Source organism: Limosilactobacillus albertensis (assembly GCF_014145555.1).
GTDB classification, from domain to species: domain Bacteria; phylum Bacillota; class Bacilli; order Lactobacillales; family Lactobacillaceae; genus Limosilactobacillus; species Limosilactobacillus albertensis.
Map to the genome: position 1 here is coordinate 30,142 of NZ_JACIVD010000023.1, position 24,088 is coordinate 54,229.

Annotated in this window: 9 protein-coding genes; 6 read left to right on the plus strand and 3 right to left on the minus strand. The window is 41.8% G+C overall.

The genetic code is table 11. The annotated features are described in order from the left end of the window. Positions 1 to 212 precede the first annotated feature (212 nt). Positions 213 to 18,563: a mucin-binding protein gene (locus tag H5S41_RS00395; protein WP_182601535.1), complete on the plus strand. Its 18,351-nt coding sequence runs from the start codon at positions 213 to 215 to the stop codon at positions 18,561 to 18,563. Positions 18,564 to 18,774: 211 nt separating this feature from the next. Here H5S41_RS00395 and H5S41_RS11835 read toward each other — a convergent pair whose 3' ends face one another. The 3 genes from H5S41_RS11835 to H5S41_RS00405 are packed head-to-tail and all read right to left on the minus strand — an operon-like array spanning position 18,775 to position 20,232. After that, positions 18,775 to 18,906 (minus strand): hypothetical protein, encoded by a 132-nt coding sequence (locus H5S41_RS11835; protein ID WP_259395007.1) that lies wholly within the window; start codon positions 18,904 to 18,906, stop codon positions 18,775 to 18,777. A gap of 25 nt (positions 18,907 to 18,931) precedes the next feature. Then, entirely contained in the window at positions 18,932 to 19,786 is an 855-nt protein-coding gene (locus tag H5S41_RS00400) for an SDR family oxidoreductase (protein WP_182601537.1), read from the minus strand. Next, positions 19,783 to 20,232, minus strand: a complete 450-nt coding sequence (locus H5S41_RS00405; RefSeq protein ID WP_182601539.1) for an Rrf2 family transcriptional regulator — start codon at positions 20,230 to 20,232, stop codon at positions 19,783 to 19,785. Before H5S41_RS00405 ends, H5S41_RS00400 begins: the two co-directional genes overlap by 4 nt. Positions 20,233 to 20,381: 149 nt before the next feature. Here H5S41_RS00405 and H5S41_RS00410 point away from each other — a divergent pair, with 149 nt between their 5' ends. From H5S41_RS00410 to msrB, 5 genes are all read left to right on the plus strand, one after another. Beyond that, on the plus strand, positions 20,382 to 21,281 hold the full coding sequence (locus H5S41_RS00410) for a glycine betaine ABC transporter substrate-binding protein (protein ID WP_182601541.1): 900 nt from the start codon (positions 20,382 to 20,384) through the stop codon (positions 21,279 to 21,281). Between the two features lie 64 nt (positions 21,282 to 21,345). Further along, positions 21,346 to 22,011, plus strand: a complete 666-nt coding sequence (locus H5S41_RS00415; RefSeq protein WP_182601555.1) for an ABC transporter permease — start codon at positions 21,346 to 21,348, stop codon at positions 22,009 to 22,011. Then, positions 21,986 to 22,756 (plus strand): ABC transporter ATP-binding protein, encoded by a 771-nt coding sequence (locus H5S41_RS00420; protein WP_182601543.1) that lies wholly within the window; start codon positions 21,986 to 21,988, stop codon positions 22,754 to 22,756. The genes H5S41_RS00415 and H5S41_RS00420 overlap by 26 nt, the downstream gene beginning before the upstream one ends. Then, entirely contained in the window at positions 22,749 to 23,387 is a 639-nt protein-coding gene (locus H5S41_RS00425) for an ABC transporter permease (RefSeq protein ID WP_182601545.1), read from the plus strand. The genes H5S41_RS00420 and H5S41_RS00425 overlap by 8 nt, the downstream gene beginning before the upstream one ends. A 105-nt stretch (positions 23,388 to 23,492) precedes the next feature. Further along, the gene (gene msrB / locus H5S41_RS00430; protein WP_182601553.1) at positions 23,493 to 23,924 is read left to right on the plus strand and encodes a peptide-methionine (R)-S-oxide reductase MsrB; all 432 of its coding nucleotides are present in this window, start codon (positions 23,493 to 23,495) and stop codon (positions 23,922 to 23,924) included. Positions 23,925 to 24,088 lie beyond the last annotated feature (164 nt).

The window sequence follows — 24,088 nt, forward strand, 5'->3', positions numbered from 1 at the left end:
CCGAACAATAATAATAGCTGAATCGCTCGCACAAGGAAGAAAGCGCTTTGTTTGTTCGGGGTGTTTATTTATGATAAATAAAAATACTATAAATATTTTTTTGACTATTTAACACAAAATACGTTAATAGGAGTATAGTAGGAGATGAATTGAAGCAAATTAGAAATACTTTCTAAGTTAGGGAGCTTAAATTCAAGGGGGTAAAATTAAATATGGTATCAAAAGATAACCGAAGTCTGCATGACGATATGTATACTTCAAAGAAGCAGCGTTTTACGATCAAGAAACTGACCGTTGGGGTAACGTCTGTTCTTTTGGGTGTAGCATTTGCTGGCACAACAGCATCTGCTAATACAGATAATGCAGCTTCGACTACGGATAATAATGACGAGTCTGCGGAACAAACAGATCATAATTTAGTATTAAATAGTGCGAATAGTGAAACACTAAAAACAGCTACAAGCGCTAATACAAATGCACAAGCGGCTGTGGTTAATCCGGCGGGGGATGTTAAGACCGATGTTGCTGACCAGTATCAGCAGGCGGTTAATCAAAGCACTAGCAAAGCCATTCAACAAAGCGAAGCAGCAACCTTTGACGTTAAAGCAGCAGCCGGACAGGATCAGTCGCAAGCATTGAATGCTAATAATGTTAATTACAGCAATGTAGCTAACAGTCTTCAGACAATGGCGGCACAAGCACAAAGCGAAAACAGTGCTAACGTCCAAAACACAGGTAACGACGCTAATAATGCGGGTGCCAATGCAGCTAGTTTGTATGGGACTAGTCTGTTTAGTTTGAGCGACCTGCTAGGTAATAATACGAATACAGATCAGGGTACGGTTCAAGGCAATACTGAAACGGTTACTGATTGGAACCAATTTAAGAGTGCTTTGCAAGATAGCAGTATTACTCAAATTAACATTGACGGGCAAATTGATGTCGGTGATACATTAGGTGCACCAAGATTCCCTAATAACTATACGGGTAATTTAACTAAAAATTGGAATAGTTCCCAAAGCAATAGGTGGCGACTTAGTGATGTCAATGCTAATGCCGAGAGTATTGCTTGGTCAGAGAATAATAGCGATCCAATAGCTACTAATGGACACACGGTAACAATTAAGGGTGGTACGCTTAACCTTGACAAGTATCGGAGTGCGATTAAATTAGGCGGTAATTCATCATGGAATATTACCTTTGATGGCACCCAAATTAACGGTGCGGATAGCCAAATTGGCGCATTAGACTTATGGCAAACCGGTAATAAGAACACTGTAACATTTAATAATGTTAAAGCGACAGGTTCTGCCCTTTATAACGGTGGTGGCGATACGGATGTATACATTAATGGTAATGTATCATCTGACGTAAGCACTACTACTCCAGCGTTAGCAGCTCAACAAGGCCTTTATGATAATGGTGGCGATACTCATGGATATGGTGATCAGTACACCAAAAATGCAAGTTATCAAGATGCGGTAACTAACGCGGTAACAACAGCAAATAATGCAGCTATTAATGTTAATTTACGGGCAACCGCAAACATTAATGCTTCTAATTTGACAATTAATAAAGGCGCAACCTTAACTATTACTCGCTCTGTTGATGGTGACGGGATTGTCTTAGCTGATGGACTTATTAGAACTTCTTCTAATGATGCTGGAACAGTAACCAATAATGGACACTTATTAGTTGGCGATAATGCTACATTAAATATCAACCTAAACCATGGTGACTATACGGCAGAACAGATTAAGGCAGGAGAATCTAAGGCTGGAATTGCAATTCACAATACTGGTATCCGGGTTAATAATAACGGAACGGTTGCAAGTGGTAAGAACGCCTCTATTACAATCAAAGCCGGTTTTGGTCGCGATATTTCGCTAGGCGCATACCATGTTAATAATGATGCTTATAGTAATGCAAATTATGTTGGCCGCGGGGATGTTGGACATCAATCATTTGAATCAAGCCATCCGCAAATTCAAAATACTGTTAGTTTTGGCGATGGTACAATCGTTAATATGAGTGGTCGTGACGGCTTTGTTCTTGGAGTCCGGTCAACGTTCCATAGTGGACAATATAGTACGATTACCGTTGCAAATTATGGTAACGGTAACGGAATGGATCTTGCTGACTACAGTAAGATGTATGTCGATGAAGGTGCAACCCTTAATATGCTGTCTGATGGCAAGAACAATAGTGGTTATTATAGTGAAAATAACTACTTTGCCCTTGGTGAAGATGGTAAGATCTATGTTCAAAACGGTGCAACCCTTAAAGTTCGCTTAATTAACCGGAGTAACCACAACTATAACGATAATATTCAGATTAACTCTGTCGAATCGACAAGTAATCCATATATCTATGTTGGTGATGGCTCGACTCTTGATGTCCAAAGTGATGCCTATCAAGGTGATGAGGAATTAATCTCTATCCCGCACCCAAGTTCACAATCGATTAAGTTCGACTTTGGTAAGGTTAAGTATGTCAACCTTGAAAAGGATGTTTATAACAGTGGATTTACCGGTGGCGGTGGAATGGCCGGTAATGGTAATTTACTGTTCTTTGATGGTGGTAGTGCTGAAGCCAGCTTAGTAAGTAAAGCTCGTGGCGGCGACAAAGCAGCAATGCAAGAGCTCAATGATAATTACCGTTTAGCTGGTAACGGGAATTACGTCGTCTTCAAATGGAATGATGCAACTGGTAACGGTGCTAAACCTGTTGCTAATGTTTCAGCAGTCGGTAAACAAGCAACAGATAGGAATGGGCAGTTATTAAGCGCGGTTCAGTATGATCCAAATAAGACTGTTGATGAAAATATTGCAGCGTTCACTAAGTCTGCTAACCAAACCTGGAGTAATGTCCAAAGCTTTAGCGTTCCATTATATCAATATGGTGGAGCTGGCTCATATGCTCAAGCGATGGTCACTTTTAAAGATGGCGCTACTTCTAATAAGTCAAATAACGGTGCGGATTTTGCTGATATGAAGAATGGATTCTACTCCACTTACTCACAACGATTAGTTATTATGTCACAAGATGCCGCAATTCGTCCTATTAACCCTGATCATCCGCTTCCTGATTCTAATTACACAAAGGAAACATTAACACAGAATATTACGCGAGATGTAATCTATCAATATAAAGACGCAGCAGGTCAAGAACAACCGATTTCGGCAAATGACTTAACAATGCCCGATGGAAGTACGGTTATTAATAAGCAATCGACTCAATATATCGGGACCGGTTTTGTTGATGTAGCAACAGGTGAATTAGTAGAAGTTGAGACTAATGGTCAGGGAATGCCGGTAGATGCTAATGGTAACTTGGTAACAGTCGATAAAAATAATAATCCGGTAATTGCTGAGCTACAAAATAATAAACTTGTGCCAAAATTAATTAATGGTAAGACCGTTGCTACTAGTTATATAGCTAAAACGAACGCTGATGGATCACTGGTAAAAGGTTCGTTGACATGGGTTCCAGCCACAAAAGAAAACGCAAAATTTGCGGGCTTCAAGACACCAACAGCTAAAATCGGTACTGATGAATATACTACTTCTACATCAGAAGTTGCTGGTGCGGATGTCTTAAAGCAAAATGTTGTTACTGTTTCTGATAAAGGCATATACACAAATGTACAGAAAAATGGCAAGAATGTAACAGTTAGCGATTACCTTAATGATATTAATTCTATTGCTAAAGATAAAGGAACAGTGACTGCAGAACCTGTTTACGTTGATTACGTTAAACAAGATAAGCAAGCTGCTACTCTAAAGTTTGTTGACGACGATAATCCAAGCAACAACTTGCACGATGACCTTACTGCTGACGGTAAGGCTGACACAGCAATTAGCTTTAGTGATACAAAGAATACCGCTAAGGATGCTCAAAGTATAATTAATGATATAACCGGACAAAACTATGTCTTTAGTGGAGTTACAGGAACAGGCGTCACAGGTCAGGGTAACAGCTTTAGTAACTTTACTCTGCCAAACTACGATAACGATACCGCTACAAACCAAACCTTTACTGTTCACTTCCGTCATGCTACTAAGCATATCGACCATAACAATCCAGAACCAGATAACGGCTATAAGGCAACTGATCTTCAAAAGACGGTTACCCGAACAATTAATTATACTGGTGACGGGATCAGTATGCCTTCAGTTACCCAGAAGGTTACATTTGATGGTGAAGGAACCATTGATGAAGTAACTGGTAAGCTAGTAAATCTTGATAGTAATGGTGATATTGTCAAGGACAGTCAAGGATATCCAACGACTGGGCAACTTACTTGGACTTACAGTTATGATAATAATGGGGTAACAACGACTGGTGATGGCAATCAAGTAACCTTGGGCGCTGTAAATACCAATGTTCCTGTTAATTACCATGTTGCAAGTGTTACTCCAGAAGCACAAAGCGATGGTCATGGCAATGTTATCGCTGATAGTGTTAAAGCAGGCGACAGTGATATTGAGGTTGTTGTTAACTTAGTAAAGGATGCGGAACAAGCTGCTCAATTAACCTTTGTTGACGATACAACTGGTAACGAGATTCACACTGGGATTACTGCTAGCGGGGATGCCGGAACCGAAATTAGCTTTAATAATGCTAATAATGTCGTAAATGACCTAACCAAGCAGGGCTACGTATTAACCACTGTTACAGGCGATAATGATGATGTTCTTTCAAATACTAATTATGACGCTGCTAACTTTGGTAACTTTGATAATGACGGTGACACCACACAAAAGTTTGTTGTTCATTTCCAACATGGGGTAACTGCTAAAAACTATACTGGTTTGGCAGTTCGGCACATTGTTTATAAAGTAAATAGCAATAATGCCGCTAATTACAACCCAGCCGATTTAGCAATGATGTCTACAGTTGATCCAAGTATTACTAACAAAGATCAAACTGTAAACTTTACTGCAACGGGAGATATTGACGCCGTAACTGGTGATCTTGTATCAACAAAGACAGTTAATGGCAAGACGGTTGCCGGTGCGAAGATGAATGAAGCTGACCTTGACTGGCAAGCAGATGGTAATTTTGCAGCAGTAGATAGTCCAAGTGTTACTAACTATACAGTCAACCGTTCAAGCGTTGCTAGTGCCAATGCTCAATACGGTGCAGAACCGGTTACGGAGTATGTTGTTTACTCACCTGTTCCGGTTCAAGACCAAACTGTTACGATTCATTACATTGATGATTCGACAGTTGGTAAGCAAAACTTAAGCGGTTATGACGCAACAATTACGGGTAAGCCAGGTACACAGCTTAATTACTCAACGACAATTACTAAGCAGGCTCTTGAAGGCCAACACTATAAGATTGTTAGTGATAGCTTTGCTGATGCTAACCTTAAAGGCTTGATGCCAACTAATGGTGGAAACTATGAAGTTCATGTTGTTCATGCAACTCGCCCAGTAACACCGGATAATCCTGGTAATAAGGATGGTCTTCGAAACACCGACTTACAAAAAGATGTTACCCGGACAGTAAACTATGTTGATGCTAATGGTGCTCCAGTTGCCCCTGTTGTAAACCAAACTGCCCACTTTACTGCTAACGGGACAATTGATGAGGTAACAGGCAACCTGGTATCTGTTGATAAGAATGGCAATATCACCGGTGCTGGTCAACTAACTTGGAGTGGAGATCAAAGCCTCGGGAAAGTACCTGCTCAATCGGTTCGGAATATGCATGTCGATCATGTTGATGCTGATACCACTGATTCAGTTGCTAAAGATGGGGCTGTTAGTGCTAAGACCGTTAACCATGATAGCGCTAACTCAGTAATTACGATCCATTATGCCGCTGATGGCACCCATAAAGTAAACAAAGATGCAATTCCAACCAGCATGACAGTTCACTTTGTTGATGACCAAGGCAAGACGGTTCATGCTGATAATGTGCAAAATAACTTTACCTTTACCTATGATGGCGACACAGTTTATGACAAGTCTGGTGATACCGTTACTCATGGCACCGGTTGGAACGACCAACTTCATTCCTATAATAGTGTTAATGTCCCAGTCGTTGATGGTTACGTTGCAGAAGTCAAGAGCGTTGCCGGATTAGACGTTACGCAAAAGAACCCTAACCGTGAAGTAACAGTAACCTACCACAAGATTGGTAATATTGTGCCACAAGATAAGAATGGTAACCCAATTACGAACCCAACGACAGGTAAGCCAGAACCAAACAAGCCATACGTTAATGATCCAACAGATCCAACGAAGGTTACACCTGGTGAATCTGTACCGTCTATTCCTGGTTACCGTCCATCAGTAAATACTGTTACGCCAACAGATCCAACTCAGGATACGCCAGTAGTATATGACAATACCCAAAATGCGATTGTAAACTATGTTGATGCCGATGAGGGCAATCGCCAAGTTGCAACATCAGGAGTATTGAGCGGTGCTTCTGACTCAAAGATCAATTACAGTACTGCAGAGACTTTGGCTTCTCTTGGAAAGCAAGGTTATGTTCTTGAAACTAATGGCTTTGATCCAGTGGGAACTGCGCCAAATTATGATGAAGACTTTAATGCTACCCAAATCTACACTGTGACCTTAAAGCACGGGTCAAAGACGGTTACACCAAAAGATCCTGATCCGCAACATGGCTTTAAGACGGAAGACCTCACTAGGACTGGAACTCAAACAGTGCATTATGTTGGTGCGGGAGAAAATACACCAAAGGATAATACCCAGCACGTAACATTCAACCATACGTTAACGATTGATTCAGTTACTGGTCGGGTTCTCCATGATGATGGTTGGAAGATTGCTGGTAATAATTACAGTAGCGTACCTACACCAAGCGTTTCTGGCTATAAGGCGAGCGAAGTAACAGCAGGTGGTTCACCGGTTTCCGTCGATCCACAAACCGGGGCCGGTAACATTAATACCTATTACACTGTTACCTATTCACCAGTTGCACCTGATGTTGATCAGCAAGCGGTCGTCACCTATATTGATGACACTACCGGCACAACTCTTAGCGCACAAAACTTAAGTGGCAAGGCTGGTACGACTAGTGATTATCGGACACAACCAACAATTGATAATTACGTCAACAAGGGTTACGTCCTAGTTACAGGTAGTGATACGTATCCTGCAGATGGGGTAACATTTGATAATGATAACAACACTACTCAATCCTTTGAGGTTCACTTTGTTCATGGTACGACTGATGTTAATAAGGATCACCCACGGACCGGTATTAATACCGATGACTACACTCGGAAAGTAACTTCAACGGTTAACTACCAAGGTGCCGGCAAGAAGACGCCAGCAAAGAATACGCAAAATGCTGAATGGAATCGGACATTGACCGTTGATACCGTCACTAACCAAGTTAAATCTGCAACGCCATGGGAAGCAGATAAAGCTAACTATAGTGAAATTAATACACCTGTAGTTGATGGTTACACAGCAGATAAGGCAAATGTACCTGCCAAGACGGTAACGATGGATAACTTAACCGAAACAGTTAACTACCGGCCAAATGGTCATGTTATTCCGGTTGACCAGTCTGGTAAGCCAATTCCAGGTGCTACCCAACCGCAATATGGCAATGATCCAACTGATCCTACGAAGATTACACCAAATACAACAGCACCAACTATTCCTGGATACCGCGTTGTCCCTGACCAACCAACAATTAATCCTGATGGTTCGGTTAAGAATCCAACTGCCAATCCAACAGGTGATACAACGGTTGTTTACACTAACACGCAAACGGCAGTTGTTAACTACATTGACCAGGATAACAACAATGCTGTAATTACGACTTCTGGTAATTTAACCGGGGCATCCGGCTCGCAAATTAACTACAGCAGTGCTGATGAATTGAACCAGCTTGCTAGTCAGGGTTATGAATTAGTCGAGGGCGGCAATAAGTTTGATCCTAATGGGACAGCTCCTAACTTTGACGATAACTTTGACCAATCACAAGTCTTTACCATTACTTTGCAACACAAGCACGAAACGGTAAATCCTAACAACCCTGATCCAAAGCATAATTACACTAAGGATAGTTTACAAAAGACTGGTACTCAGACGGTTATCTATCAAAGCGCTGATAAGGACTTTACGGCTCCCGCAACTCAAACCCAAAACTTAACATTTAGCCATGAATTAGTCATTGACCAGGTAAATGGGACAATTATTGAGGACCACGGTTGGAGTCCTGATCAGACCTATAATACGGTTAAGAGTCCGGCAGTTGAGGGTTATACGGCTGATAAAGCTCAAGTTGGCGGCGATACGATTAAAGCCAGCGATTCTAATTTGAATCGGACTTACATTGTTAACTACACTAAGAACGTTACACCGGAAGTTAAGGAACAACAGGCTGTTGTCAACTACATTGATGCAACAGAAGGTAAGGTTCTTCAGACTAAGAACTTAAGCGGTAAAGCTGGTTCAACTGATAGTTATCGAGCACAACCGACAATTGATAGTTATACCAACCAAGGATATGTATTAGTAAGCAATAATTATCCAACAGGCGGGGTAACCTATACCGATAATTACGGTACGCCACAGACCTTTAATATTGTTCTTCGTCATGGTACGCAAACAATTACACCAACTGATCCAACACCGGTAGACCCTGGTACTCCAATTAATCCTAATGATCCTGATGGGCCAAAGTATCCAACTGATGTTCAGCGGAGTAATTTGGTTAAGGACGCTACTCAGACCATTACCTACCAATACTCAGATGGTTCAAAGCCTGCTACAACCCATGTTGATACTGCTAAGGATGCCTTTACGCGGACAGTAACAGTTGACAAGGTTACTGGTAAGGTTACAGAAACGACACCATGGACGGGGTCACATAGCTTTAATAATGCTAATACACCAGTTGTTAATGGTTATCATGCTGATAAGGCTGTTGCTGGTGGTAAGACAGCTACAGTTGGCAACGAAAATGTTGCTGATACGGTAACATATAGTCCCAACGGTCATATTATTCCGGTAGATCATGACGGTAATAAGATTCCGAATGCGCCAACACCACAATACCCTACCAACCCTAATGATCCAACGGGTGTTGAGCCAAAAGAAGAGGTACCAACAATTCCTGGTTACCATCCAGTAACGCCAACAGTTACCCCATCTAACCCTGGTACTGATACACCGGTTGAGTATGTTCACGACCAAGGAACAATAACGGTTCAATATGTTGATCAGAGCAATAATGATGCTATCTTACATACTGATTCGGTAAAGGGTAATTATAACGACAAGATTACCTATAGTACTGCAGCGGCAATTAAAGGATATACAGATCGTGGCTATGAATTAGTAGCTGATGGCTTTAACCAAGGCGGTCAGGTATTCTCTGACGTAAATAATAATCAGGTTTACCAGGTTGTTCTACGTCATGCCACTACACCGGTTGGTCCACAGACACCGCATACGCCAAGTCAACCAATTAATCCTAATGACCCTACTGGACCAAAATATCCAGATAGTGTATCACCAGCTAACTTAACTAAGAGGTTAACGCGGACAATTAATTACGTTGATGCTGCTACAGGTAAAACTGTTGCCCAGCCTAAACAACAGCAGGTAACCTTTACTGCTAGCGGTGTTCTTGATAATGTCACAGGTCAATATGTCACTGTTGACGCTAACGGCAATATCATCGGTAATGGTGAATTAACATGGACTGGTAACGGTGATCTTAATGCTGTTAAATCGCCAGAAGTTGATGGAATGAGGGTTAGTTATGTCAGCCGTGACGATGCTGGTAATGGTAATGTTGGTGCAACCACATTAACGCACAATGACACGAGCTATGATGTAACGGTTAACTACGTGCAAAGCGGAACGACAACCGTTAATGGTCAGACAAAGGTAATGACACAAACCGTTAAAATTATTGACGGTGATAATCCAGGACACGAGCTTCGTTCACCAATTGTTGAAAACTTTACTGCTACACGAACACCGGACACGGTCGACCTAGCAACTGGTAAAACAACCAAGGCTGGTAGCTGGGATCATGAAAGTCACCAGTTTGGAACTGTTGATGCACCACAAATTCCGGGCTATGTTGCGGAAAAAGTTAGTGCTGGTGGTAAGACAGCTTCTATTGATAATCCAAATGTAGAAGATGAAATTGTCTACCATAAGGTTGGTAATATTGTGCCAGTTGGTCCAGACGGTAAGACCCCATTGCCAAATGTACCTAGTCAGCCATATACCAACGATCCAACCGATCCAACAAAGGTTAATCCGCATGAACCGGTTCCAACTGTCCCAGGCTATATTCCAACGCAACCAACTGTAGATCCGACTGACCCAACAAAGGATACACCAGTGGTTTACACGCAAGTTGAGAAGGCTACATTGACAATTGTTGATCGCGACAATAATAAGCAACAAATTGTTGTACCTGGAATCACAACTAGCTTCACGACTAGTGGCGAACAGGGTAAGACGATTAGCTTTGATGGTACCGATACCGCAATTGCTGGATTGGAAGCGCAGGGATACAAGTTTGTTTCATCTGACTTCCATAATGGTGATGTCTTTGATCAAGATGCCAAGAAGGATCAGCACTTTACAATCGTAATGGGTCATGACACTACGCCAATTGATCCAGATCACCCAGGTGCTGGTTATAGCAAGACTGACTTACAAAAGACGGTTACACGGACAATTAATTACCTTGATAGCCAAGGAAATCCAATGCCAGGTCACCCAGCGGTAACTGATAGCTTTACCTTTACTGCTAGCGGTAATGTTGATAAGGTTACCGGTCAGCTTGTCAATGTTGATAAGAACGGTAATATTATCGGAGCAGGTCAGTTACAGTGGAATGCTGATGGGCACGACTTTGCAGCTGTGCCAGCACAAGCAGTTACAGGATACAGCATTGTAAATGTAACGCCTGGTAATTACGCAAATGCTGACCACAAAGGTGCTATTAACGCTACGCACATTACTAATGATTCCAACGACATTGTAATTAATGTTTACTATGCTCCAAATGGCACGAAGACTGAAGAAGGGCAAACTATTACCCATAAGCAGGTAGTTCATTTTGTTGATGAAAACGGTAATGAACTTCCTGGTTACAAAGCTAATACGCAAACCTCAACGTTTACGCAGACGCCAAAGGTTACAGATCCTGATGGGACTGTTCATAATTCAACTTGGGGCGATGATAGTTTCCAATATCAAACGGTCAATGTACCGGTTGTTCCTGGATATGTAGTTACTAAGACGACAACACCAATTAATAATGGTACTGTTGGTGGTTCAACTGTCAGTCATGCTGATGGCGATGTTGACATTACAGTTACCTATAGCAAGGTTGGCAAGATTATTCCGGTTGACCAGCATGGCAATCCAATTCCAAATGCGCCAACACCAAGTTATCCAAATGATCCAAGTGATCCAGCCAAGGTAACATCGAACGAACCAATTCCAACGGTTCCAAATTACACACCAGTAACGCCAACTCAAACAGTAACGCCGTCTGACCCAACTAAGGACACGAAGGTTGTTTACACAAATGTTCAAAACGCAACAGTAAACTATATTGACCTTGATGGGAACAATGCAGTGATTGCTACATCTGGTAACTTAACCGGTGATGCTAATACGACTATTAACTACAGTTCGACTGATGAAATTGCTGCGCTTAAGAATAAGGGTTATGTCCTTGTTGATAATGGTTATGACAAGAATGGCGCACCGAAGTTTGATAATAACTTCAACAGTAATCAAACATTTACAATTAGTTTCCGTCACGCAACGACACCAGTTGACCCAGAACACCCAGGTGCTGGCTACAACAAGACCGACCTGCAAAAGGATGTTACACGGACGGTAGAGTTTGTAAATGCTGATACTAATGAGCCGCTTGCGGGACAACCAAGCCGATCACAAACTGTCCACTTTACTGCTAGTGGTAATGTTGATAAGGTTACTGGTCAACTTGTTTCAGTTGATAAGAATGGACAAATTACCGGTGCAGGTCATTTGACGTGGTCTGCTGATCGAAGCGTTGATGGAATTAAGACACCGTCAGTAAGTGATATGCATATTGGCTACATTAGTCGTGATGCTGATGGAAATAATGTTGCTAAGACGACCCTTAGTCATACAAGTAGTGACTACACTGTAATCGTTGCTTATGTTGGCGATGATTATACAATTGGTACGCCGACAAACTCAGATGTTACCCAAACTGTTCATTTTGTTGACGAAGATGGTAATATCATTCGACAAGCTATTGGTCAGACGTTGCACTTTACAAAGAGTGGTGATAAGACCAATGAGCAAACTCATAAAGTAACACCAGGACAATGGAATATTAACAGTCAGCACTTTGAAACAGTTGATGTTCCGGTAATTCCAGGATATGTTGTTACGAAGATAAGTACTCCGGTTGCGAATGGCGCTGTTGGTGGTTCAACAGTTAGTCCTACTGATAGCAATGTTGATATTACGATCACCTATAGCAAGGTTGGACAAATTATCCCGGTTGACCCAACTGGTAACCCAATTCCAAATGCGCCAACACCGAGCTATCCAAACGACCCAAGTGACCCAACCAAGGTAACGCCAAACGAATCTGTCCCAACGATTTCAGGATATACTCCAGATGTTTCAACGGTTACTCCAGAAGACCCAACGAAGTCAACGAATGTCGTTTACCGGCAAACCTTACAGGCTACAGTTGCTTACATTGATGATGTAACTGGCGAGACTTTGAAGACTGATACCTTAAATGGTCTTGAAGGCAAGGCTAGTGACTACACAACCGCCCAATCGATTAATGACTATGAAGCAAAGGGTTACACGGTTGCTGGTAATGACTTCCCAGCTGACGGTTACACCTTTGTCAAGGGCGGACAAAACCACTTTACGGTTCACTTGACGCATAAGACGACACCGGTTGACCCACAACGTCCAGGTGCTGGCTACAATAAGACTGACTTGCAAAAGACGGTTACACGGACAATTAACTTTATCAACGCCCAAACTGGTACACCGGTTCATAACCCGGTTACCCAAACAGTTACCTTTACTGGTACGGGAACGGTTGATGAAGTAACAGGTAAACTCGTTACAGTTGAAAATGGTAAGATTACCGGAGCTGGCCATATAACATGGTCTGCTGATCAGGGTGTTGATGGAATAACACCAGATCCCGTCGATGGAATGCATGTTGGCTTTATCAGCGCTGATGGTAACGGGACGAAGAGCGTCAAGGCTGTCACCTTAGGACATGATGCTAATAGTTATACAGTTACCGTTGGTTATGTTGCTAATGGTCAAACGATTGGTAAGGTAACTAATGTTCCTGCATCGCAGACAATTACCTTTGTCGATGAACAAGGCCATAAGCTTCGTGATGATAATGTTCAATCAATGACGTTCACGAAGCCGGGTGATATTACTAACGATCAAACACATGAAGTAATACCAGGGCAATGGAATGAAGAAAGCCATACCTTTACAGTTGTTGATGCACCGGTTATTCCGGGTTATATTGCAACTAAAGCAAGTGCTGGTGGCGAGACGGTAACCCCAGATAGTCCAACCGCAAATGACGAGATTATTTATCATAAAGTTAGTCAAATTATCCCGGTTGACCCAACTGGTAACCCAATTCCAAATGCGCCAACACCAAGCTATCCAAACGACCCAAGTGATCCAACCAAGGTAACGCCAAACGAATCTGTCCCAACGATTTCAGGATATACTCCAGATGTTTCAACGGTTACCCCAGAAGATCCAACAAAGCCAACAAATGTCGTTTACCGGCAGAACTTACAAGCTACAGTTGCTTACATTGATGATGTAACTGGTGAGACTTTGAAGACTGATACCTTAAATGGTCTTGAAGGCAAGGCTAGCGGTTACACGACCACCCAGTCGATTAGTGACTATGAATCAAAGGGTTACACGGTTGCTGGTAATGACTTCCCAGCTGACGGTTACACCTTTGTCAAGGGCGGACAAAACCACTTTACGGTTCACCTGACGCATAATACGACATCAGTTGATCCACAACATCCAGGTGCTGGTTATAGCAAGACTGACTTGCAAAAGACGGTTACGCGGACAATTAACTTTATCAACGCCCAAACCGGTACACCGGTTCATAATCCGGTTACCCAAACAGTTACCTTTACTGGTACAGGAACGGTTGATGAAGTTACCGGCCAGCTTGTTACAGTTGATCAAAATGGAACAATTACACCAGGCGGTCAAATTACATGGACATCAGCTCAGCATGTTGATGGATTAACTCCAGAACCAGTTAGCGGAATGCATATCGGTTACATTAGCCGTGATGCTGATGGAACTAAGGTTGCAGGTGTCCAGCTTGACCATAATGCTACTGATTACGATGTAACGGTTGTTTATGTTCTTGATGGTACTAAGAGTGCTGATAACGGACAGAATATTCCTGCAAGTCAGGTTGTTCACTTTGTTGATGAAAATGGTAATGCTCTTCGTGAAGCCAATACACAAAATAGTCAGTTTATAAAGGCTCCGGATACGATTGATACAACAACTAATACCGTTATTAACCATGGTTCATGGAATGAAGAAAGCCATGCCTTCACAGTTGTTGATGCACCGGTTATTCCAGGCTATGTCGCAACTAAGGCAAGCGCTGGCGGTATGACGGTAACTCCAGATAAACCAACCGCAAATGACGAGATTGTTTACCGCAAGGTTGGTCGAATCATTCCAGTTGATCCAACTGGTAATCCAATTCCAAATGCGCCAACGCCAAGTTATTCAAATGATCCGCATAATCCAAAAGCGGTTGTACCTAATGAACCGGTTCCGGCAATTCCTGGTTACACGCCACAAGTGCCAACAGTAACGCCAACAACGCCAACTGATGATACGAAGGTTGTCTATGTTCCGGTAACGCCAACACCAACTGTTGAGGAACAACATGCGGTGGTTAACTACATTGATAGTGATAATGGCGGTAGCTTAGTTGCCAGTTCTGGTACCTTGACCGGAAAAGCCGGTTCAAAGATTGACTATAGTACTGCTGAAACACTGACCGACCTTGAAAATCAAGGATACGAACTTGTTCATGATGGCTTCACTGCTGGCGCAACCTATGATTCAGATAATAATACGACGCAAACTTATACTGTTGTATTGAAACATGGTCACCAGCCGATTAACCCAACGCAACCTGGTAAGCCAGGCGAACCGGTAAATCCAAGCGATCCAACCGGTCCGAAGTATCCATCAGATTCTGGTGTAGTGACTACGGATGTTATGCGGACAATTGCTTATGTTGACAGTAATGGTAATGCTCTCCATAATCCAATTGAGCAAACTGTTCACTTCACTGCGGAAGGCGAGATCGATAAAGTTACGGGTCAATGGATTACACCATTGACATGGAGTAGCAGCCAAACTGTTAATGGTCAAGAAACACCAGTTATTGCAGGTTATCATGTAACAAGTGTTAGTCGTGATGGCGATGGCAATAATGTTAAGAGTGTTACCTTAACCCATGGTGATAGTAACTACACGGTAACGGTAACTTATGCGGCTAATGGTAAGATTATTCCGGTTGACCCAACTGGTAACCCAATTCCAAATGCGCCAACACCGCAATACCCTACTGATCCAAACGATCCAAGTAAAGTAACGCCAAATGAATCAGTTCCTACTATCCCAGGCTATACACCAAGTACGCCAACGGTAACACCAACAGATCCTAGTGTTGACACACCAGTAACATACACGCCGACAACACCAGTAACTCCGGTAACGCCAACTGAAGAAAATCAGAATGCGGTTGTTCAATATATCGACCAAGATAATGGTAATAGCGTGATTGAACAATCTGCTAACCTAACTGGCAAGGCAGGCAGTCAGATTAATTACAGTACTGCTGCCACGATTCAAGCACTTGAAAATCGGGGCTACGAATTAGTTAGTGATGGCTTCCCAACCGGTGCGGTCTTTGATAATGATGCTAAGACAAGTCAAATCTTCAAAGTTGTATTAAAGCATGGTCACCAGACAATAACGCCAAACGATCCAACTCCTGTTACACCAGGTGAACCGGTAAATCCAACAGATCCAACTGGTCCAAAGTATCCATCCGATGTTGACCACAGCAACCTTGTAATGGACGGTAACCAAACGATTACTTACCATTACAGTGATGGACGTCCATCGACTACTCACGTTGATACAGTTAAGGGTGCGTTTACTAGAACAGTAACCGTGGATAAGGTGACAGGTAAGGTTACATCAATTTCTAGCTGGACTGGATCTCATGAGTTTGGAAAGGTCGATACACCGATTGTTGATGGCTATCATGCGGACAAGTCAACTGCTGGTGGTAAGACTGCTACCCCAGATACGCCAAGTGTGACTGATGATGTAACGTACACGCCAAATGGTAGGATTGTACCAACAGATCCAGCTGGCAAGCCTATCACGAATGTACCAACACCGCAGTATCCAACAGACCCAAGCGATCCGACAAAGGTTATGCCAAACGAACCGGTTCCAACAATTCCAGGCTACACACCAAGTACGCCAACGGTAACGCCAACAGACCCTAGTGTTGACACGCCGGTAACGTACACGCCAGACAAGGTAACTCCTGCTCCTGCAAATAACCAAGAGATGGTTGTTACCTATATCGATGATGTAACTGGACAAACCTTGCACCGAGATCAGTTGACTGGAAAGGCTGGAACGATTAGTGAATATCGGACAACGGGCCAAATTGAGGAATTAACTAATAAGGGTTACAAGCTAGTAAGTAACGATTATCCAGCATCTGGTGCACAGTTTGATGACGATGATAGTACAACTCAAAATTACACTGTTCACTTTGAGCACGGTACTACTACATTTAACCCACAACACCCAGGTACATCGGGAGATCCGCTTAATCCAAACGATCCAACTGGTCCTAAAGTAACGGCTGGTGATGTTGATTACAGTATGAATGTAACCAAGACCGTTCATTATATTGGTGCTGGTGATCAGACGCCTGCCGATAATGTTCAAAATGCAACATGGACACGGTCAATCACGGTTGATAATGTTACGGGTAATATTATCAGTAGTACTAACTGGACTAGTGATAAGGAAAGCTATAAGTCGGTACAAACACCGATTGTTGATGGCTACCATGCTAACAAGGATCAGGTTGATGGTTCTAAGGTAACGATGGTTAGTCAAACTGTTGAGGTTCAATACACGGCCAATGGGCATATTGTGCCAGTTGATCCAAGTGGTAAGCCAATTCCAGGGGCTGATCATCCGCAATATCCAACTGATCCAAGTGATCCAACAGGTATTACCCCTGATGAAGCAGTACCAACAGTTCCAGGCTACACACCAAGCACATCAACAGTAACGCCAGAAGATCCTGGCACAGATACGCCGGTAACCTATAACCCGGTTGTTACTGAAGGAACGTTTACCGTAAATTATGTTGATACAAATACGGGTAGAACAGTTCACTCAGATAAGGTAACTGGTGACTATGGCAATAAGATTACCTACACCACGCAAAATGAAATCGATAAGCTTGTTCATGGCGGCTATGTATTAGTAACAGACGAGTTCACTAACAATGCAGGTAATAAGTTTAATGAGAGCAATGATGGACATACTTACACGATTACCCTGAAGCATGGGACGGTTATTAACCCTCATGGTAATAGCGATGTGGTTTCGCAAAAGCAAACAACATTAACTGTTCATTATATTGGGGCTGGAAACCATAACCCTGCTGATAATGTTCAAACAATTAATTGGAGTCGTTATGTCACAGTTGATGGGGTTACTGGAGATATTGTCAGTGAATCACCATGGACGCCTTCACACAGTAATTATGATGCTGTACAAACACCGGTTATTGACGGTTATCATGCTGATACGGCAGAAGTACCTTCACAAAAGGCATCTGAAGATAATGTAGAAGTAACTGTTACCTATGCGCCAAATGGTCATATTATTCCAGTTGACCAAAATGGTACAGCAATTCCGGGTGTTGATCATCCGCAATACCCAACAGATCCAAATGATCCAACTAAGGTTATGCCAAATGAAACAGTACCAACTGTTCCAGGTTATGTCACAACTGAAACAGCAATAACGCCAACAGATCCATCAGTTGATACGCCGGTTGTTTACGAATCAGAGACACCTGCTAGTGAGGCTTCAAGTGAAACACCAACGGCAACGCCAGAAACACCGGTAGCATCTAACGGCTCTGAAGCAGAAACAGCGGAGAGTACGTCGGCTCAATCAGCAACAACGTCAACTGCTTCGCAAGCTACTAGTCAAGCAAGCCAATCACAGGCGGTAAATTCTGTAGCTCCTGAACAAACGGCACAGCCGGCAGAAAAGCAGGAAGCTAAACGGTTACCACAAACCGGGAATGAGTCTGGTAAGACCGCTGCTGAACTGGGTGCGCTTGGATTGAGTGCCGGTTTGATGGGATTAGCTGCTGGTAAAAAGAAACGTAAAGAAGATAAGGAAAAGAGGGATTAATCAGAGTTCAGATTAAATGAGTTCTTTAGATAATTAAAGATGCTGATATAGAAAGAATGAGGCTTCGTTTACACAAACTGTGTAGATGAAGCCTCGTTTTTTGCTTTAATCTTGATTGTTTTTTAAGTTAATATAGAAGAAACTCCAAGAATCGACCATTTTGCCGATCCTTGGAGTTTAGCTTTTTACTTGCTTTTCCGCAATTAATCACTTAACGGTGGTACCGAAAATAAATTGCAATTGCCATAATTAAAATTAATACAAGCGCGGCTACTTGAGGATTAGTCTTAAATAGTTCATGCATTGCGTGGATTTGTCCGATACCAAGAGGCGGAATAAACATCTGAATGTCCCCTTTCGCGAATAAGTTAGTAGTTTTTATTTAGGAATTCTTCCATATCCATTGGCTCGTGTCCAGTGATATGCGCAAAATCATTAGTTACTTTATCCATTAGTCCCATGGCAGCAGCTTGATACATCGAGGCAAGCTCATTGCCATCGCCTTCAGCAGCATAAATTTCAGCAAATTGTTTGACGGTAACCGGTGAATAGCCGATTTCTTTTCCAGTAACGTTAGTCATAATATAACTAAGCTCGGGCATCGTGTAATTTTGGCTCATAGTAAGAAGATAGTTTTGTCCCTTATCTCTTAGGTATGGTTTGACTGCAACGTTAGCAATCGCCTCAGCGCTGTCTTGGCGGGAAATAAAACTCATTGCTTGATCGCCGACAGGGTAAATAATGTTGTGTCGCTCGATTAGTTCAGGAAGATAAGGAATTAGCGGGTCAGCGTATAGTGAATTTTTAACAACCGCATACTTAAGTCCGGAACTGGCAAGCCGTGCAGGCAAGTAAGCGTAGTAACCAGCCATCTGAAATGGGTTGTTGTACTGGTCAGCGATGAAACTAACGTCGACAAGATTATGAACACCTGCCTTAAGCATCGCAGTTAATGAGTTTTCAAATTCGTCAATCCGGTCCTTAACCAAGTAAGTAATGCTTGGAATATAAATAACTACATCGATTCCGGTAAATGCTGCCGTCATCGTGTCAACATCGTGGTAGTCGATTGCCGCAATTTCATATCCTGCGTCCTTAAATTGAGCAGCTTTTGCCGGATTGTGCACACCGATACGAATGTTTTCTGGGGCTGTAAGTTTACTTAATTGTTTAACAACGTGTTGACCAAGGTGTCCTGTTGCACCGGTAATCATATATTTCATTGGTGGCTCCTTCTTTCTTTTTCTGCTTGTTTGACGCGAATCGTGTTGATTACATCCTGCAAACTGGTAGTTGCGAGTTTAGCTTTAGCGGCTATTTCTGCTTGCTGGTAGAATCCTTCAAGTGCCTCTTGAATATTACCGCCAACAATACATTGAGGATTAGTCCGTTCATCAATTGTAAAGAGGTGGGCATCTCCTTCAATCGCAAGAAAAACATCATAAAGCGAGATATCTTTAGGTGATTTTGCAAGCTCTGGATCTGCTGCACCGTGAACAGTATTAATTAATCCGGCTTTGTGTAACGCGCTCATCAACCGCCGAACAACGACTGGCGAAGTCTCAATACTGCTAGCGATATTACTGCTTGTCAATGGGATAAGACCGTGATAAATATCGATAAAAGCAAGAATATGAATACTGTCACTAAAGCGAGTTGAAATTTTCATATTATCAGTCCTTTAATAGTGATTGTAATTTAATTAGTTACATGATGTCAAGGATATTAAATTGCTGTTACCTTGACAATCATATTTAGCGGTTATAGTATTAATTTATCGATTGGAACTTTTTTAGTTACAAGTTAGGAGAAAAGCAAATGAAAATGAAAAAAGTTATTGCTCTTTCACTGCTAAGTCTTGCGAGCTTATTGGCAGGTACTACTATACCGTCAATAGCAAGTGCTTCCAGTAATGGACCGATTATTGTTGGTTCAAAAAATGTTTCAGAAAGTAAAACGGTTAGTGAAATCTATGCCCTTGCTTTAGAACATGAGGGTTATAAGGTTACCCGTAAGCCAAATATTTCAAATAATGTGATTTTTAATGCTACTCAAAAGGGTGAAGTCGATGTTTATCCTGATTATACTGGCACAATTGTTGAGGCATATCTTAAAAAGAAGGGAACCGGCAAGAGTGCTAGTCAGATGGCTAAATTAGCACATGATGGAATTCAAAAAGATGGGTTAACAACATTCAAATATGCGCCAGGTGATAATCGTCAAGGAATAGCGATGCCGACTAAGGATGCGAAGAAATACCACATTACCAATTTAAGTGAATTACAGAAAAACGCGAAGAAGATTAACTTTGCCTCCCAAGGAGAATTTGAAAAACGGGCTGATGCATTACCAGAAATGAATAAGGTTTATGGTAAATTTAATTTTAAGTCAATCAAAGACTATGATGTCAACTTGCTTTACAAGATTATGGAGCAAGAAAAAGCGCAGGCAGCTCCTGTTTCAACTACCGATGGGCAACTAGCAACTGGTAAATTTACCTTGTTGAAAGATAATAATAATATTTGGCCGCCATATAATTTAGTTCCGGTAGTAAATAAAAAAGCTGCTAAAAGTCACCCTAAAATGGAACAGGCATTAAATAAAGTAGATGCTAAATTAACAACTAAGCAACTGACAAATCTGAATAAGAAAGTTAATGTTAACGGGCAAAATTACAAGACAGTTGCTAAAAATTGGTATAATCAAAATATAAAATAAGGTTAACGAGGGGCGGATAGCTAGTGTTCGTAACTAGGTATTTGCTCCTTCATTATAGGTATGAATAGGGAGTGGTAGATTGCTAGATCAGATTATTCAATACTTCCAAACGAATAGCGGACAATACTGGCAATATGTTGGTCAGCATATTTTCCTTACCGTTGTAACATTGGTGATTTCGATGGCTATTGCTCTGCCATTAGGGTATATCGGATCACGGATTAAACCTGTCGTCCGTTTTTGTGTGATGTTTGCACAGGTGTTACGAATTATTCCTAGCTTGGCGTTGTTATTCTTGCTGATTCCGTTTATTGGAACAGGGATTGTCCCCGCCTTGATTGCGTTGATTGTCCTGGCGCTTCCGCCATTGTTAATCAATACAATCCTCGGGTTCAATGAAGTTAGTCCGCTTTATAAGGAAGTTGGGACAGCCCTTGGAATGAATCGGCAACAGTTACGGCACCAGATTGAAGTTCCGCTTGCATTACCGTATATTCTAAACGGGATAAAATTAGCATTAGTTGAGATTATTGCTAGCGCGACTTTAGCAACTTATATCGGTGCTGGCGGATTAGGGACATTAATCTTTACGGGGTTGGGATTATATGACATGAGCTACGTTGTGATTGGTGCGGCAAGTGTTGCGATTTTATCCTTATTGGCAATGATTAGCTTCGATTTTTTAATCAGAAAGGTACAAATGCATGACAGAACCAATTATTCAATTTAAACACGTTGAGAAATGTTTTAACGATAAAGTCGTAATTCCTGATCTCAGCTTTACAGTTGATAAGGGTGAATTTATCACAATCCTTGGTTCATCTGGTTCGGGAAAGACCACTACTTTGAAAATGGTTAATGGCTTAATAAAACCGAATGCTGGTGAAATATTGATTGACGGTCAAAACATTAATGAGCTTGATCTTGTAAAGTTGCGTCGGCATATGGGCTACGTCGTTCAACAAATTGGGTTATTTCCGCATATGACAATTGGTCAAAATATCTCAGTTGTTCCTAAGATGCTTCAGTGGGATAAGAAACAAATTAATGACCGGGTTAAAGAATTGCTGAAACTTGTCCGGTTGGCACCTAATGAATATTTTGACCGTTATCCGCAGCAACTATCAGGCGGACAGCAACAACGGGTGGGCGTAGCAAGAGCACTAGCAACTAATCCGCCCTATGTGCTGTTTGATGAACCGTTTGGCGCACTGGATGCCTTAACTAGACTAGAACTGCAACGAGAAGTAAAAAGGATTCACGAGTCGTTAGCGGATAAAACGTTTATGTTTGTGACCCACGATATTAACGAAGCCCTATTTTTGGGTCAACGAGTAATGATCATGCATGAAGGACAAATTGCCCAGTTTGCGACTCCCGAGGAAATCGTTCGTCACCCAGCAACAGAATTTGTTGAGCAGCTTTTAGGAACGGTGCGGCAAAATCAACGGCTATGGAGGCAGCAATATGATTGAGTATTGGAATGAAAATTGGTCAACGATGCTTGATGATGTGCAGCAACATGCCATAATGGTTCTTTCTTCATTAGTAATTGCATTGATTATTGCAGTTGTAATAATATTAGTATTTCTACGCCGAAAAACATGGCTTGATAGTTTAGTCTATTTCTTTTCACTTCTGTATTCAATTCCGAGTTTTGCGTTTTTTGCCTTATTATTACCAATTTCCGGATTAGGGATGAAAACAGCGGTCATTGTTTTAACGATCTACTCTGAATATGTCCTATTACGCTCTTTTATTACGGGTATTCGTGGTGTCGATCCGCAACTGATTGAGGTCGGTATTGGTATGGGAATGACTCCGCAACAGGTTTTTCGCCAGATTCAGCTGCCATTAGCATTACCGGCAATTTTTAGCGGAATTCAGGTAGCCTTAGCCTCAACTATGGCAATGGCAACGATTGCGGCAACCATTAATGCTGGCGGATTAGGGCAATTATTATTTGAAGGCTTACAAGGTCAACAAGTAGTGCCCATTTTATGGGGAACAGTTTTAACAATGGCCTTAACATTGATTTGTGCAGGTTTTGTGCAGTTAATTTCATGGTTATTATTACATCGGTGGAAAGGAGCGCTGGATAAATGAAAGTATGCTCCCTTAGGAAAGGATTAAATGACTGAGCAAGAAATTATGATATCCACTGAATCTTCGTATAATTTAATTAGATAACGAAAACGAGGAGGGTATTAAATGGATAAGACAGATGAATTGAAACGCTTGACACCAATGCAATATGCCGTGACGCAGACAGGGGCAATTGAAAAGCCTTATAGTGGTAAATATGATCAATTTGATGAACCAGGAATTTACGTTGATGTAGTTAGCGGGGAACCATTATTTTCATCGTTGGATAAATACGATGCTGGTTGCGGGTGGCCGGCATTTACTAAGCCGATTAAGAAGCGCGTCTTAAAAGAAAAACGTGATCAATCGTTTGGAATGGAGCGAACAGAAGTAAGAAGCAAAGAAGCTGACTCACATTTAGGTCATGTTTTTACGGATGGGCCAGTTGATCGGGGCGGTCTGCGCTACTGTATTAATTCCGCTGCTTTACGATTTATCCCAGTTAATAAATTGGAAGAAGCAGGTTATGGTGAATACTTAAGTTTATTTGATAAATAATAAAAATGGAGAATCGGTAAAACTAACTTTACCAATTCTCCATTTTTGGGTATACACTTTCTGGTATTGATACAAAATCAATGCCAGTTTTTTTGTACGCAAAAAGGACAACTGCTGCCCTTATGTTGTACAATCAATTCACCACAAAAATCATGTAAAGAAGG